Genomic DNA, 14,823 nt, shown 5'->3' with positions numbered 1-14,823 from the left:
GTGGATGACGACGCCCACGAGCTGGCGCAACGGCAGCGCTACGAGCGGCGCCGGGCCGCCCTGATGCCCGCGCTGCGTTCGGCCGGCTTTGCGGTCGACTATTCCGAAGCCGGCCTCTATCTCTGGGTCACCCGCGGCGAGCCGTGCCACGACACCGTCGCGTGGCTGGCGCAGCGCGGGCATCAGGGCGGCCCGGCGCCGCTCGTAGCGCTGCCGTTGCGCCAGCTCGTGGGCGTCGTCATCCAGGGCGGCCACCATGGCCGCCTGCACCGGCGTCGGCACCATCATCCCGGCGTGCTTGCGCACGGCCAGCAGCTCGGCGATGAGATCGGAGTCGCCGGCGACGAAGCCGGCCCGATACCCGGCCAGCGACGAGCTTTTCGACAGGGAATGGATGGCGAGCAGCCCGCTGTGGTCGCCGTCGCAGACCGAGGGATGCAGGATCGACAGGGGCTCGGCGTCCCAGCCCAACCCGAGGTAGCACTCGTCGGAGGCCACCAGACAACCCCGGTCGCGGGCCCATCCGACCACTTTGCGCAGGTGGTCGACGCCCAGCACGCGCCCGGTCGGATTGCTCGGTGAGTTGAGGTAATACAGCGCCGGCGACTGCGGGCCCAGCTGCGTCAGCGAATCCGCCCGCAGCACCCGCGCGCCGGCCAGCCGCGCCCCGACGTCATAGGTCGGGTACGCCAGCTCGGGCACCACGATCATGTCCGCGGAGCCCAGACCCAGCAGCGTCGGCAGCCAGGCGATGAGCTCCTTGCTGCCGATCACCGGGAGCACCTCCGCCTCGGTGAGCCCGGTGACGCCGAACCGGCGGGCCAGGGCGACGACCGCCGACTCGCGCAGCCGCGCGGTGCCCGCGGTGGCCGGATACCCGGCCGCCGAACCGGCCGCGACCAGCGCCTCCTGGATCACCGGCGCCACCGCGTCCACCGGGGTGCCGACGGAGAGGTCGACGATCCCGTCCGGATGGGCGCCGGCCTGCGCCTTCGCGTCGGCCAGCGTGTCCCAGGGAAACTCCGGCAGGGTCGCCGACACGGCCGGCCGGCGCTTCTTGAGCTGGTATGGCACCGGGCCGCTCAGTCGCCTTCACCCTGCGGCGGCAGATCCTTGACCACCTGCGGGTCGTTCTCGGTCATGCCGACCTTGGCCGCGCCGCCGGGCGATCCGAGCTCCACGAAGAAGTCGGCGTTGATCTGCGTGTACTGGCTCCATTGGTCCGGCACGTCGTCTTCGTAATAGATCGCCTCGACCGGGCAGACGGGCTCGCACGCACCGCAGTCGACGCATTCGTCGGGGTGGATGTAGAGCATCCGGGCACCCTCATAGATGCAGTCGACCGGGCATTCCTCGATACAGGCCTTGTCCTTGATGTCGACACAGGGCTCGGCGATCGTGTACGTCACAGACGTCTCCTCCATGTACTACTCAATGTGGGCTGCTGTTCAGCTCGCACCGGCGCGTCCGGCCGCTTCCGATGGAGCTCTCGGTTACTGATACTAGACGTCGCAGATACAGGTCAACCATTTGGCGCGCCTGTCCGAATACCGATTTAAGACTGCCAGTCTCGGACCCCGCGAGCGGCCCCCGTTTCGCCGAGCGCGAACACTACGAACAAGGCGCTGACCTGCGCGGAGTCGCGGCCCACCTGCGGCCTCCGACATCCGTTGCGTTGCAAGCACGCTGCCGGGGCCTGGTAATCTCGAACAGTCGGACGGCAACCGCTGGGCAGACGTTTTCGCGTAAGAGCGGTGCATTAACTGGGGAAGGTGTCCACACATGAGGGTGTCGTTGAGCAAATTGGGCGTTGCGGTCGGCAGCGCGGCAGTGGCGTTGACCGCCGCGGCCGGGATCGCATCCGCCGACCCGACGGACGCGATCATCAACACGACCTGCAACTACGGACAGGTGATCGCCGCCCTCAACGCGACCGACCCGGCAGCTGCCCAGCAGTTGAACTCATCGCCGGTGGCGCAGTCCTACATCCGCAACTTCCTGGCCGCGCCCCCGCCCAAGCGCCAGCAGATGGCCCAGCAGATCCAGGGGATGCCGGCGGCGCAGAAGTACTACGCCACCATCAACGAGGTCGCGGTCACCTGTAACAACTACTGAGCCGATCGCTTCACACGAAGCCGCTCAGTAGCCGCCGAGCAGGCGGCGCACGCGCCCCAGGGCCTCCGGTCCGACGCGGCTGCGAATGCGTGATGGGTCGGCGGGTCTGCGCCCCCACAGCAACAGCACCCGCGCGGCGGGGTCGGTGTCCAGCGTGGCCGGGCCTGCCGGTTCGGCGAACCCGATGGTGATCTGGTCCGAATCAACGGCCAAAACAATGTCGTCGGTGCCCTCGGCGCGTAGCCGGGCGTCGATTCGCTCGCCAGGCGCCAGCTGCTTGGCGCCTTTGGCCAACAGCGGCCGGCCGACCGCGAGCACGCTGTGCGTCGTCATCCACGGTTCGGCCAGGGCGGCCCGGGCAGCCGGCTCGTCTCCAGTGATGTCCCACCCGTGCAGGACGAGTTCTTCGCGCATGTGCTCGGCGAACCAGGGTGCCTTCATGGTGCGCCCGGTCCAGGCGACATCGGTGTCCGCGGGCAGTCCGTCGGCCGCCGCCGCGACTTCGCCGAGGGCGCCCATCCTGTCGCACAGCGCGTCCCACAGGTCGGCGTCGTTCAAGGCGCGCAGCGGATCCTCGCGCTCGGCGAAGCCGCGGGTGGCGACGGGTTCGCCGGCCAGGTGACCGCCGAGCACCCGGGCGAGTTCTTCGGCATTTCCGGCCTGATGGACGACGATATCGCGCACCGTCCAAGCCTCACACCACGTTCCCGCGTCCGGGCCGCGCCGTTGCGCGGCGTCCACGAACGGCCGCCACTCGGGGAACCGGTCGTCGTCAACTCGTCGCGTCACGGCCTCGCGTATACCCACCGCGCCGGACAGGCAAGCGGCTACGCCGCCAGCGTCGTGTAGTCGGTGGTGCGCTGGCGTGCGGGTCGCCCGATGCCTTCGGCGATCGCGGTCAGTTCGGCCACCGTCTTGGCCGACCCGTATTCCGAACCGGCCATCCGGGAGATGGTCTCCTCCATCAGCGTGCCGCCCAGGTCGTTGGCGCCGCCGCCCAGCATCACCTGCGTGCGCTCGACACCGAGCTTGACCCAGCTGGTCTGGATCTGGGAAATGCGGCCGTGCAACATGATTCGCGCCAACGCGTGTACGGCTCGGTTGTCCCGGTGGGTGGGCCCGGGCCGGGCCGCGCCGGCCAGATACAGCGGCGAACTCTGGTGCACGAACGGCAGCGGCACGAACTCGGTGAAACCGCCGGTGCGGTCCTGGATGTCGCGCAGCACGTTGAGGTGGCCGACCCAATGCCGCGGGCTGTCGACGTGGCCGTACATCATGGTCGACGACGACCGCAGCCCCACCTCGTGTGCGGTGGTGACGATCTCGATCCACATCGAGGTCGGCAGCTTGCCCTTGGTCAGCACCCAGCGCACTTCGTCGTCCAGGATTTCGGCGGCGGTGCCGGGGATGGTGTCCAGGCCCGCTTCGCGCAGGCCGGTGAGCCACTCGCGAACGCTCAAGCCGCTCTTGGTCACACCGTTGGCGATCTCCATCGGCGAAAACGCGTGCACGTGCATCGACGGCACCCGCGCCTTGACCGCGCGGACCAGATCGGCGTAGCCGGTGACCGGCAGTTCGGGGTCGATGCCGCCCTGCATGCACACCTCGGTGGCACCTTCGACGTGCGCCTCCCAGGCGCGGTCGGCGACCTCGTCGGTCGACAACGAATACGCGTCGGCGTCACCCTTGCGCTGGGCGAACGCGCAGAACCGGCACCCCGTGTAACAGATATTCGTGAAGTTGATGTTGCGGTTGACCACGAACGTCACGTCGTCACCGACCGTGTCGCGGCGCAACGAATCCGCCAGTGCGGCAACCGCTTCCAGCGCCGGTCCCTCGGCGGTGGCCAGTGCCAGGTATTCGCCGTCGGTGCAGCCCGCGGGATCGCGTTCGGCTGAGCGCAGCGCGGCGAGCACATCGGTGTCTAGGCGCTCTGGCGCTTTGGCGCCCTGCGCGGCCAGCTCGTGGACATGCGCGCGGATCGATTCCCAGTCGCCGAAGGCACTGTCGATATCGCTGCGCGTTTCGGTGTTGCGGCCCTCGCTGTCGATCGCCGCGTTGAGATCGACGCGGCCCACCGAACCGACGTCGTCGGGCTCCTGCCACGGCAACCCCACCGGGTTGACATCGCGGGCCAGACCGGTCGCCGGGTCGGCCAGCGCCTTCACGTGTCCCTGCACCCGCGGGTCGATCCAGGCCGCGCCCCCCTGCACGTATTTGGGCTGCGCGGTCAGCCGCTGGACCAGCTCGTAGCCGGCTTCGGCGGTGACGGCGGCCAGTTCGTCCAAGGCCGGCCACGGCCGCTCCGGGTTGACGTGGTCGGGAGTCAGCGGCGATACGCCGCCCCAGTCGTCGATCCCGGCGCCGACCAACGCCAGGCACTCCTCGCGCGAGACGAGGTTCGGCGGCGCCTGGATACGCATCCCGGGACCGAGCACCAGCCGCGCCACCGCCACCGTCGCCAGGTAATCCTCGATGCCGGCGTCGGGAACCGCGGCCATGGCGGTGTGCTCCTTGGCCCGGAAATTCTGCACAATCACTTCTTGCACATGGCCGAACTCCTTGTGCGACTTGCGAATCGCGTGCAAGGTGTCGGCGCGTTCGACGAGTGTCTCACCGATGCCGACCAGCAGACCGGTGGTGAACGGAATCGACAACCGGCCCGCGTCGGTCAACGTGCGCAACCGGACCGCCGGATCTTTGTCCGGGCTGCCGTAATGCGCAAGCCCTTTCGTTTCGAACAACCGCCGCGAGGTGGTCTCGAGCATCATGCCCATCGACGGCGCCACCGGCTTGAGCCGCGCCATTTCCGACCAACTCATCACACCGGGGTTCAAGTGCGGCAACAACCCGGTTTCCTCGAGCACCCGGATCGCCATCGCCCGCACGTACGACAGCGTCGAGTCGTAGCCTCGCTGACCGAGCCACTCACGCGCCTCCGGCCAGCGATCCTCGGGCCGATCCCCGAGGGTGAACAGTGCTTCCTTGCAACCGAGTTCGCCGCCACGGCGGGCGATGTCGAGTATCTCGTCGGGCTCGAGGTACATGCCCGCGCCCTCGGCACGCAGCTTGCCCGGGACGGTGACAAAGGTGCAGTAATGACAGTTGTCCCGGCACAAATGGGTGACCGGGATAAAGACCTTGCGGGAGTAGGTGATCGGCAGCCGCCCGCCGGGGCCGCGTCGTCCGGCGGACTCCAGGCCCGCGTCGCGCACCCGCGCCGCGCTGGCGCACAGGTCCGCCAGATCCGCACCGCGCGCGGTCATCGCGACCGCCGCCTCGTCGATGTTCAACGCAACGCCATCTCGGGCCCGCCGCAATACCCGTCGCAACGCCGACGCGTCGGCCTTCGACACACTGGCCTTCGCCGGAATCTGTGGATCAGGCAAAGCGGTAGGCTCCTCGCCCGGAGTCAACAGCACCTTGGTGTAACTTCCCCACGATCGAATTTCATCCGTGCGTCCCAACATGTGAAATCGTGGCACCCATGGCGGGTCCCGTATGGGCAACAGTCAACAGTAGCGCCACACCCGTGGGCGCAGGCGGGCGACGTCCCGGCCGAAATGTCCACTCGCCGCAGGCGTACATCAACCGCTGTGGCCGCGCCGCCACAGCACCCAGGCCGGTGGCACGACGCCGAGCGCCAGCAACAGCAGGGCCGCGTAGGCCATCAGGCCCCGACCGCCCAGGATGACGTCGTCGCCCGGACCCCCCAGGCTGATCACGGCCACCGTCAGCAACCACGTCCACAGCGGCAGCGCGGCCAACCGGGGGGACCGGGTCCATCGCCCCGCGGCCCACACCAGCGCCGCGTTGACCAGCCCGGAAATCAATCCGCTGAGGGGAAACGGAACCGTCCCGATATAGAAAGGCAGCAGCAGGGCCCCGGCGAGTGCGGACAGAACCCCGTCGACCGCCAGCAGGGCCAGGACTACGAAACGAATCGCGGGGTCTGTTGCGCCGCTGTCTTCAACGGACGCAACGCGTGGCTGGGTGTCGGTCAGGTCGGAACGCTGTCGACGTTGGAGAGTATCGAGCCGATAACCCACTGCAGGCTGTCGAGCCGGTCCTGCCAGTGCTGCTGATTAGGGTCCAGGTCGGGGTCCATGCGAATTCCTTCCGTGGCTGCCTGTTTGGCAGCCTACCGCGTGCGGGCCGCGGTCAGACCAAGGCCTGCGAGCAAATCCGTCTCCCAGCCACGCCCGTCGCGCTCCCCCGCGTCGCCGGCGGCCAGGACGTAGTGCTCGTCCCCCACCAGCGGCAGGGCCACGTTGTTGGACAGGGCGCAGGCACGCCCGGTCGGCCCGACCACCACCTGGGTGGCGTGCGCGGCCAGCGCCGACCGCTTGGCGTCCAGGGCATCCGCGCCGGCCTCGACGACGGCGTCGATATCGCCGTCGTCGTACCCGAACGTGAACTCCGCTTGCGACGGGCGCGACCATTCCGGCCGCAGATCCTCGGCCGTCAGCGCGGCCAGACCGGCCTCGAATGCCTGGGTGGAGAAGACCGACCAGTAGAACTTCGGCACGGCCCAAGGCGCGCCGGGAAACTCGGAAGCGCCGGCCGCCCCCGCCACGGCGGCCGCCGTCACCGTGTGCGCGTGCACGTGATCGGGATGGCCATAGCCGCCGGCCGGGTCGTAGGTGACGACGACGTGGGGGCGCTGCTCGCGGATGAGGGCCACCAGCGCGCCGACGGTCTCGCGCTCGTCGGCATCGACGAATCGTTGCCGGCGCCGCTGGGGGGTGCCGCGCATGCCCGAATCGCGCCACCGGCCCGCGCCGCCGAGATAGCTGGGCCCGCCGACGCCCAGCGCATGCAGCGCGGCGGTCAATTCGCCGATCCGGTAGCCGCCGAGTTGGTCGGCGCGATCGACGGCGAGCTCGGCCCACCGATCGCCGATCACCTCGCCTTCCTCGCCGAGCGTGCAGGTGACGACGCGGACGTCCGCCCCGCGGGCGGCGTAGTGGGCGATGGTGGCGCCGGTGCCGAGGCTTTCGTCGTCGGGATGCGCGTGGACGAACAGCAGCCGCGGCGTCTCAGGCATGACCGCACCCTACCGGCACCGGCCGTGGAAAGGTTGCCGCCCGCACCCGCACCGCAACGCAGCAGATAGGAACGCACACGGCTACTATTGAGAAATGTCTCAGCTCACGGACACCGACCACACCGGCGGCCGAAGCCGCCGGCGAGGTGAGGTCCTCGAACGCGCACTCTACGAGGCCACCTTGGCCGAACTGACCGAAGTCGGGTACGGGAGCCTGACCATGGAGGGGATCGCGGCGCGCGCCCACACCGGCAAGGCCGCGCTGTACCGGCGCTGGGACACCAAGTGCGAGCTGGTGCACGCCGCTTTGGTTTTCGCCCTTCCGCCGCTGCCCGAGTTGCGTTCCGGACGTTCGGCCCGGGAGAACTTGCTGGCGATGTTCACCGCACAGCGTGACCTGCTGGCCGGAAAGACCGCCTTTCCCAGTTTGGACGTCATCCATCAGCTGTTGCACGAACCCGAAATGCGGACCATCTTCGCCGACGCCGTCGTGCGCCCGCGCCTGCAAATCGTCGAATCGATCCTGCAAGCCGCCGTGGACGACGGTGACCTTGATCCAAAGGCGATCACGCCACTCACCGCGCGCATCGGGGCGGCGTTGATCAACCAGCACTTCCTGTTGAACGGGTCGCCGCCGAACCGGCGGGAGCTGGCGCTGATCGTCGACACCGTGATTCCGCCGCGGACGCCCGCCGACTGACGCGTTACGGCCCGGCTTTGATCCATTGGCCGGCGTCACCGACGATGCCGACCGGAACCGCGCCCGACAGGCTGACGTTCTGCACGCTCGGGCCGGCCGCGACGATCGTGGTGTCCTGCAGGATCGGCAACACCGTGGACATGTTCCACAGCCGCGGTTCGACCGCGGTGATGACGTCGTTGATGCTCTTGGTCCCGTCGAGGGCGGCGTCGATGTTCGACTGGATGCTGCGATCGCAGATGCCGGTGAGGTTCGACGGCGCCTGCACCAGCGCGTTGGGATCCGCGGGGCGGCTGGGCGGCGGCGCCGACGTCGGCGTCGGGGACGTGGTGCCCGGCCCGGTGGACGGCGCGGGTGCGGCGGGAGTAGAGGAGGCCGGCGTCGTCTCGCCGGCGGCCGGTACCTGGGTCGATTGCAGCGCGGGACAGCCGTAGCGGGAGGCGAGCCGGGTCGCCAGGTTTCCGCCGGCTTGATGCCAGCCGACGATCGCGTCCACCCGGCTGTCGTTCAACGCGTCGCGGTAGAGGGTGACCGGGTCCAGCGCCAGCACGGTCGCGGCGATGCCGACGTTGCGCAACTGGTCGGCGGCGGTGTTGGCCACGGCCACCGCGGTCGGGTCGTTGGCCGCCACCCCGATGGCCAGCGACAGCTGCTGACCGTCCTTGCTGATCCGCCCCCGGATGACTTCCGGCGGCCCGGTGTTGGCCGGGGTCGGCTCGGGCGACGCGGACGAGTTGGGTTCGACCCGGTAGCCGGCCCCCTGAAGCAATGTCAGCGCGGCCGCGGTCGTCATCGCCGGCGGCGCGGTCGGCTCGTAGCCCGGGTCGCTCGGCGCACGGATCTGCGCCTGATCCAGGGTGACCGTGTTGTCGCTGCCCGCGCCGACGGCGGCGCGCAGGTCGACGTCGAGCAACCCCAAGACGGCCTTACGCACTTGCGTGTCGGACAGTTTGGGTTCGGTGGCGCGCAGCGTGAGCTGCATGACCCGCGGTGTCACGATCCGCGCGGTCCGGACGTCGGGGATGGCGGACAGCTGCGCGAAGGCCGCCGAGCCGCCGTGGACCTGCGCCACCTGGGTGTCGCCGTTACGCACGGAATCGGCCAGCGCGGCGGGCGCCCCGGCGCGGCGGAACAGGATGAGCGCGGGTTTCGCGGGCGGCCCCCAATAACGGTCGTTGCGGGCGACCAGGATTTCGTCGCGCTGGGGGTCGATGCTTTCCACCCGGAACTGCCCGCCCGTGACCGGAAGCGCCCGGGCCAGCCCGGCCGCGAAACCGCCGGGCACGTCCTTGACGATGTGCGCCGGAAGAATGTTGCTGAACAACTCTTTCCACGCCGGATACGGCTGCGCGAAGGTGACCACCGCCTGCTTGCCGCCCTCCAGCGACTGCACACCGGTGATGAGGTCATACCCGGCCGGGTCGACGACTCCGGGCTGAGAGACCATCTGGCGCCACAGGTACCAGAAGTCGTCGGCGGCAATCGGGGCGTTGTCGGTCCACTGCGCCTCCGGCCGGATCTTGTAGGTCACCGTGAACGGGTTCTGGTTCGTCACGTCGGCGGACACCAACAGGGTCGGGTCCATCTCCCAGCGTGAGCCCGTCGCCATAGCGGTGTCCGGCACCGGCCGAAAGGCGCTCGGCAAGACCAACGCGCTGATCGCCGCGTTCACCGGGGACAGGTCGGACAACAGGTGCGGATTGAAGCCCGCCCCGATCGAGTCGATGCCCATGATGATCTCGCTGACCCGGGGCGGCGGCGGAACCGAGTTGTGCGGCGTGTCGGTGCTCTGCGGCGCCGGCGGCGGATTGACCGTACACGCCGAGAGCACCAGCCCGACCAATGAGACCAGGCCGCCGAGCACCATGAACAGGCGGCGGACGCGTCTCGGCACGCTGATCAGGGTAGCGAGCAGCTGCGCGGCAGCCCGTCCGACCACCAGGGGTTAGCCCCGGGCCTTGGCGCGCGACCGGCTGCGCGCCCGCGAGGTGGCGTCCAGCTCGACCTTGCGCACCCGCACGATCTCCGGAGTCACCTCGACGCATTCGTCTTGCGCGCAGAATTCCATCGCCTGCTCCAGATCGAGCTCGAGCGGCTTGGCCAGCGTCTCGAAGACATCGGCCGTCGAGGAGCGCATGTTGGTCAGCTTCTTCTCACGGGTCACGTTGATGTCGAGATCCTCTGCGCGCGGGTTGATTCCGACGACCATGCCCTCGTAGGTGTCCTGACCGGGCTCAACGAAGAACTGACCCCGGTCGGCGAGCTGGATCATCGCGAACGGCGTGATGGTGCCCGCGCGGTCGGACACCAGCGACCCGGTGTGGCGGGCCCGGATCTCCCCCGCCCACGGGCGGTAGCCGTCGAACACGGCGTTGGCGATGCCGGTGCCGCGAGTGAGCGTGAGGAAGTCGGTGCGGAAGCCGATCAGGCCGCGGCTGGGCACGATGAAGTCCATCCGGACCCAGCCCGCCGCGTGGTTGGCCATCTCTTCCATGCGGCCCTTGCGGGCAGCCATCAGCTGGGTGATGGCACCGACGAACTCGTCGGGACAGTCGATGGTCATCGCTTCGAACGGCTCGTGCAGCTTGCCGTCGATCGTGCGGGTCACCACCTGCGGCTTGCCGACGGTGAGCTCGAAGCCCTCCCGGCGCATCTGTTCGACCAGCACGGCCAGGGCGAGCTCGCCGCGGCCCTGCACCTCCCAGGCGTCGGGCCGGTTGATGTCGACGACCCGGATCGACACGTTGCCGACCAGCTCGGCGTCGAGCCGGCCGCGGACCATGCGTGCGGTCAGCTTGTGACCGGAGACCTTGCCCGCCAACGGCGAGGTGTTGGTGCCGATCGTCACCGAGATCGCCGGCTCGTCGACGGTGATGCGCGGCAGCGCGTGGGCGTGGTCGGGATCGGCCAGGGTGTCGCCGATCATGATCTCGGGAATGCCCGCGACCGCGACGATGTCGCCCGCGATCGCCTCATCGGTGGCGCTGCGCTCGACGCCCTCGGTCGCCAGCAGTTCGGTGATCTTGACGCTGGTGATGACGGGCAGCCCGTCGACCTCACGCATCCAGGCGACCTGCTGGCCCTTGCGCAGCTTGCCGTTGTAGATGCGGATCAGGGCGAGCCGGCCGAGGAACGCCGACGCGTCGAGGTTGGTCACCAGCGCCTGCACCGGCGCCTCCGGGTCGCCCGACGGCGCCGGGATGTGCTCCATCAACACGTCGAACAGCGGGTCCAGGTTGTCACCCGCGGGCACCTGGCCGTCGGCCGGCTGCTCGGTGCTCGCGATGCCCGCGCGCCCGGACGCATACAGCGTCGGCAGGCCCAGCGCGTGCTCGGCCGCCGCGGCCGCCTCGTCGTCCAGGTCCGACGCGACGTCGAGCAACAGGTCGTGGCTGGCCTCGACGACCTCGGCGATGCGCGCGTCGGGCCGGTCTGTCTTGTTGACGACCAGGATCACCGGAAGGTGGGCGGTCAACGCTTTGCGCAGCACGAACCGGGTCTGCGGCAACGGGCCCTCGGACGCGTCGACCAGCAGCAGCACCCCGTCCACCATGGACAGCCCGCGCTCGACCTCCCCGCCGAAATCGGCGTGGCCGGGGGTGTCGATCACGTTGATCACCGTGACGGTGCCATCCGGGTTATGGCGGTGCACCGCGGTGTTCTTGGCCAGGATGGTGATGCCCTTTTCCTTCTCGAGGTCACCGCTGTCCATGATGCGTTCCTGGGTGTCGTCACCCCGGTGGTGCAGCGCGCCGGACTGCCGCAGCATCGCGTCGACCAGGGTTGTCTTGCCGTGGTCGACGTGGGCGACGATGGCGACGTTGCGGAATGGCACGTCGGTGATTGTGGCAGCGGGGGCCTTCCAAAGCGAACTGGCTAGCGAACCGCCAGGTGACCGGCGGCGGCGTCGAGTGTGCGGTGGCGGCGCGGTGCCGCCTACCAGCCGCGGCGGCGCGGCGCCGTGCCGACCAATTGACCCTTGGCCGCCACCTCGCGGCTGCGGTAGACGATGTACGGCCGGAACAGGTAGACGACGGGAGCGCTGAACGCGTGCACCAGCCGGGTGAACGGCCACAACGTGAACAGCACCATGCCGATCAGGGCGTGCAGCTGATAGTCCAGCGGGGCGTTGATCATCACCTCGCCGTGCGGCTGAAATATCCAGATCCGGCGGAACCACAATCCGACCGTGTAGCGGTAGTGAAACTCGCCGCCGTGCGGGCCGGTGCCGATCAGGTCGCAGTACAGGCCCACCACGATCGCCAGCACCAGCACCACATACATCACCTTGTCGCTGCGGGTGGTCGCCATGGACACGGCGGGACGGGTGAACCGCCGGTAGACGAGCAGCCCGATTCCGACGAGCGTCGCGACGCCGGCCACCGACCCGGCGATGACCGCCTGCATGTGGTAGACGTGGTCGCTCATCTTCAGCATCTGCGTCACCTTCGGCGGAATGAACAGCCCCACCACGTGTCCGGCGAAAACCGCCAGGATGCCGAAATGGAACATCGGGCTGGCGATGCTCAGCACCCGTGACTCGTAGATCTGCGAGGACCGTGAGGTCCAGCCGAACTTGTCGTAGCGGTAGCGCCACCAGGTCCCCACGATCAGAACCGACAGCGTGACGTACGGGGCGATATCCCAGAACAGGACGTTGCTAAACACCTGGCGTTCCTTTACGGGGTGGCACGGTCAAGGTAAACGGTTGCAGCCCAACGGCTTCCGCGGGCGGCCCGGCCTGCGCCAGCCGCTCGGCGCGGCGCACCTCCTGATCGGTGGCGACCGGAAGGGTCTCACAGACCGCCGCCACGACCGGCTCGTACGGTGACTCGGCGTCGGCCAGGGCGCCGCGCAGCACATCGATCGGCACGCGGTGCTGGGTCAGCAGTCGGCGGCCGGCCTCGGGATCGACAGTGGCGGCGAATTCGAGCACCACGGTCAAATGATCGGGCGCCTCACCGCTCGGCGGCTGCGCGCCCGCCTCCCGGTAGGCGGTGGCGAACGCCAGCATCTCCCGGCCGCGGTTGCGGGTGTCCCCCGCGGTCCAGTACGTCAGGTACATCGTGGCGCGCCGGCGCAGATCGAACGTCGCGACATAATCCATCGCGGCGGCCATCGGCTCACGGGCACGCAGCGCCGTGACCGTCTGCCGGAGAAGCGTCGCCGCGGGACCGCTGATGTGGTCGAGGATTTCGTCGACGGCGTCCAGGCGCTGCGCGAACCCGTCGTCCGGGTAGGCCAGCAGCAGCGACGCCGCCTGCCACACCAGGCGATCCTGCATCGCCCGGTTGGTGGATCGCTCCCGGAGCGCGGACAGCAGTCTCATCGCTTCTGCTCCTGGGGGAACATTCCGGAGGGCACCTGGCCACCGTCCCAGTTGAGCAGGTTCACCCGCGCCCGCGCGTTGCCGGGTTCATCTTCTTCAGAGCCGCCACGCTTGAGCGCGTGGAAGGTTTCCACGGACACCGGGGTCGGCTCCGATTCGTACATGCCCGGGCCGCCGTCGCCCGTCAACGAACAGCCCATCTCCTCGAGATTGCGGGCCTGCGGAGCGAAAGCGGTCGGAATCACGTAGCGGTCTTCGTATTTCGCAATGGCGAGCAGCCGGTACATCTCGTAGATCTGTTCTTCGGTCATGCCGACGGAATGCGGGATCTGCGGCTGGGTGTCGCGGCCGAGATTGATGTCTCGCATGTAGGAGCGCATCGCCGCCAGCCGCCGCAGCACCCCTTCGACCACGGCGGTGTCGCCGGCGGTGAACAGTTCGGCCAGGTATTGCATCGGGATGCGCAGCGCGTCCAGCGCGCCGAACAGGTTGCCGATGTCCTCGCCGTCGTGACCGTCGCGGCTGACCGCGTCGACCACCGGGGACAGCGGCGGGATGTACCAAACCATCGGCATGGTGCGGTATTCCGGGTGCAGCGGCAGCGCCACCTTGTAGGTGTGGATCAGCGCGTAGATCGGGGAACGCTGCGCGGCCTCGATCCACTCGTCGGGGATGCCCTCGGCCCGCGCACCGGCGATGACGTCGGGGTCGTCGGGGTCGAGCAGGATCTCGCACTGCGCCTGATAGAGATCGGTGTCTTTTTCCACCGACGCCGCTTCCAGGACCCGATCGGCGTCGTAGAGAACCACCCCGAGGTAACGCAGCCGGCCCACGCAGGTCTCCGAGCAGATGGTCGGCAGCCCGACCTCCATTCGCGGATAGCACAGCGTGCACTTCTCGGCTTTGCCCGTCTTGTGGTTGAAATAGACCTTCTTGTAAGGACATCCGGACACGCACATCCGCCAGCCGCGGCAGCGGTCCTGGTCCACCAGCACGATGCCGTCCTCGCTGCGCTTGTACATCGCACCCGACGGGCACGACGCCACGCAGGAGGGGTTGAGGCAGTGCTCGCAGATCCGGGGCAGGTAGAACATGAAGGTCTCTTCGAGCGAGAGTTTGATCTCCTCGCTGATCTTCTTCAGGATCGGGTCTTCGGCCAGGATCTCCGACGAGCCGGCCAGGTTGTCGTCCCAGTTCGGTCCCCACGAAATCTTCATCGGCTCACCGCTGATCGCGCTTCGGGGCGCGGCCGTCGGGAAGGTGTCGCCCGCGGGTGCGGTGGTCAGGTTTTCGTAGTCGTAGGTCCACGGCTCGTAGTAGTCGTCGATGACCGGCAACTTCGGGTTCGCGAAGATCCGCAGCAGCTTCTGGAAACGGCCGCCGTCGCGCAACCGCAGCCTGCCCATCTTGTCACGAATCCAGCCGCCCCGCCATTTCTCCTGGTCCTCGTAGGTGCGCGGATAGCCTTGGCCGGGGCGGGTTTCGACATTGTTGAACCACACGTATTCGGTGCCGGGTCGGTTAGTCCACGCCTGCTTGCAGGTCACCGAGCAGGTGTGACACCCGATGCACTTGTCGAGGTTCATCACCATCCCCAACTGCGCCATGACCTTCATCGCGGACTCCCTTCGC

At 68.7% G+C, this 14,823-nt stretch carries 13 protein-coding genes; 2 read left to right on the top strand and 11 right to left on the bottom strand.

Annotation, left to right across the window (positions count from 1 at the left end; genetic code table 11):
* On the bottom strand, positions 1 to 1,041 hold a 1,041-nt coding region (gene dapC, locus A5775_RS22860), incomplete at its 3' end, for a succinyldiaminopimelate transaminase (protein WP_231995255.1).
* 41 nt (positions 1,042 to 1,082) lie between these two features.
* Entirely contained in the window at positions 1,083 to 1,409 is a 327-nt protein-coding gene (gene fdxA / locus A5775_RS22855; RefSeq protein WP_067257596.1) for a ferredoxin, read from the bottom strand.
* Between the two features lie 373 nt (positions 1,410 to 1,782).
* Here fdxA and A5775_RS22850 point away from each other — a divergent pair, with 373 nt between their 5' ends.
* Positions 1,783 to 2,115, top strand: coding sequence for a hemophore-related protein (locus A5775_RS22850; protein WP_067257573.1), 333 nt, complete (start codon positions 1,783 to 1,785; stop codon positions 2,113 to 2,115).
* Positions 2,116 to 2,139: 24 nt separating this feature from the next.
* On the opposite strand, the gene A5775_RS22845 is transcribed toward A5775_RS22850, so the two are convergent.
* The 4 genes from A5775_RS22845 to mshB form a co-directional block, all read right to left on the bottom strand.
* Complete coding sequence (locus tag A5775_RS22845; protein WP_067257593.1) at positions 2,140 to 2,904, bottom strand: maleylpyruvate isomerase N-terminal domain-containing protein; 765 nt, start codon at positions 2,902 to 2,904, stop codon at positions 2,140 to 2,142.
* 38 nt (positions 2,905 to 2,942) lie between these two features.
* Positions 2,943 to 5,585 (bottom strand): bifunctional FO biosynthesis protein CofGH, encoded by a 2,643-nt coding sequence (locus A5775_RS22840; RefSeq protein WP_082953139.1) that lies wholly within the window; start codon positions 5,583 to 5,585, stop codon positions 2,943 to 2,945.
* 117 nt (positions 5,586 to 5,702) lie between these two features.
* A complete protein-coding gene (locus tag A5775_RS22835) occupies positions 5,703 to 6,164 on the bottom strand; it encodes a hypothetical protein (protein ID WP_067257568.1) in 462 nt (153 codons plus the stop codon).
* A 92-nt stretch (positions 6,165 to 6,256) separates the two neighbouring features.
* On the bottom strand, positions 6,257 to 7,162 hold the full coding sequence (gene mshB / locus A5775_RS22830; RefSeq protein ID WP_067257564.1) for an N-acetyl-1-D-myo-inositol-2-amino-2-deoxy-alpha-D-glucopyranoside deacetylase: 906 nt from the start codon (positions 7,160 to 7,162) through the stop codon (positions 6,257 to 6,259).
* Between the two features lie 94 nt (positions 7,163 to 7,256).
* Between mshB and A5775_RS22825 the strand changes: the two genes are divergently transcribed.
* Positions 7,257 to 7,862 (top strand): TetR/AcrR family transcriptional regulator, encoded by a 606-nt coding sequence (locus A5775_RS22825; protein ID WP_067257561.1) that lies wholly within the window; start codon positions 7,257 to 7,259, stop codon positions 7,860 to 7,862.
* 4 nt (positions 7,863 to 7,866) lie between these two features.
* On the opposite strand, the gene A5775_RS22820 is transcribed toward A5775_RS22825, so the two are convergent.
* The 5 genes from A5775_RS22820 to narH all read right to left on the bottom strand — a co-directional run bounded on the left by A5775_RS22820 (position 7,867) and on the right by narH (position 14,807).
* On the bottom strand, positions 7,867 to 9,762 hold the full coding sequence (locus A5775_RS22820; protein ID WP_197512851.1) for an ABC transporter family substrate-binding protein: 1,896 nt from the start codon (positions 9,760 to 9,762) through the stop codon (positions 7,867 to 7,869).
* Positions 9,763 to 9,807: 45 nt separating this feature from the next.
* Positions 9,808 to 11,697 (bottom strand): translational GTPase TypA, encoded by a 1,890-nt coding sequence (gene typA, locus A5775_RS22815; RefSeq protein WP_067257555.1) that lies wholly within the window; start codon positions 11,695 to 11,697, stop codon positions 9,808 to 9,810.
* A gap of 101 nt (positions 11,698 to 11,798) precedes the next feature.
* Entirely contained in the window at positions 11,799 to 12,530 is a 732-nt protein-coding gene (gene narI, locus A5775_RS22810; RefSeq protein ID WP_067257552.1) for a respiratory nitrate reductase subunit gamma, read from the bottom strand.
* A complete protein-coding gene (gene narJ / locus A5775_RS22805) occupies positions 12,523 to 13,191 on the bottom strand; it encodes a nitrate reductase molybdenum cofactor assembly chaperone (protein WP_067257548.1) in 669 nt (222 codons plus the stop codon). Before narJ ends, narI begins: the two co-directional genes overlap by 8 nt.
* Entirely contained in the window at positions 13,188 to 14,807 is a 1,620-nt protein-coding gene (gene narH, locus A5775_RS22800; RefSeq protein ID WP_067257545.1) for a nitrate reductase subunit beta, read from the bottom strand. Before narH ends, narJ begins: the two co-directional genes overlap by 4 nt.
* Positions 14,808 to 14,823: the final 16 nt, after the last annotated feature.

It is taken from the genome of Mycobacterium sp. 852002-10029_SCH5224772 (genome assembly GCF_001667315.1).
In the GTDB taxonomy this organism is placed as follows: Bacteria; Actinomycetota; Actinomycetes; order Mycobacteriales; family Mycobacteriaceae; genus Mycobacterium.
Note: the sequence above shows the minus strand (reverse complement) of the source record. Positions and strands in the feature narration are given on the sequence as shown.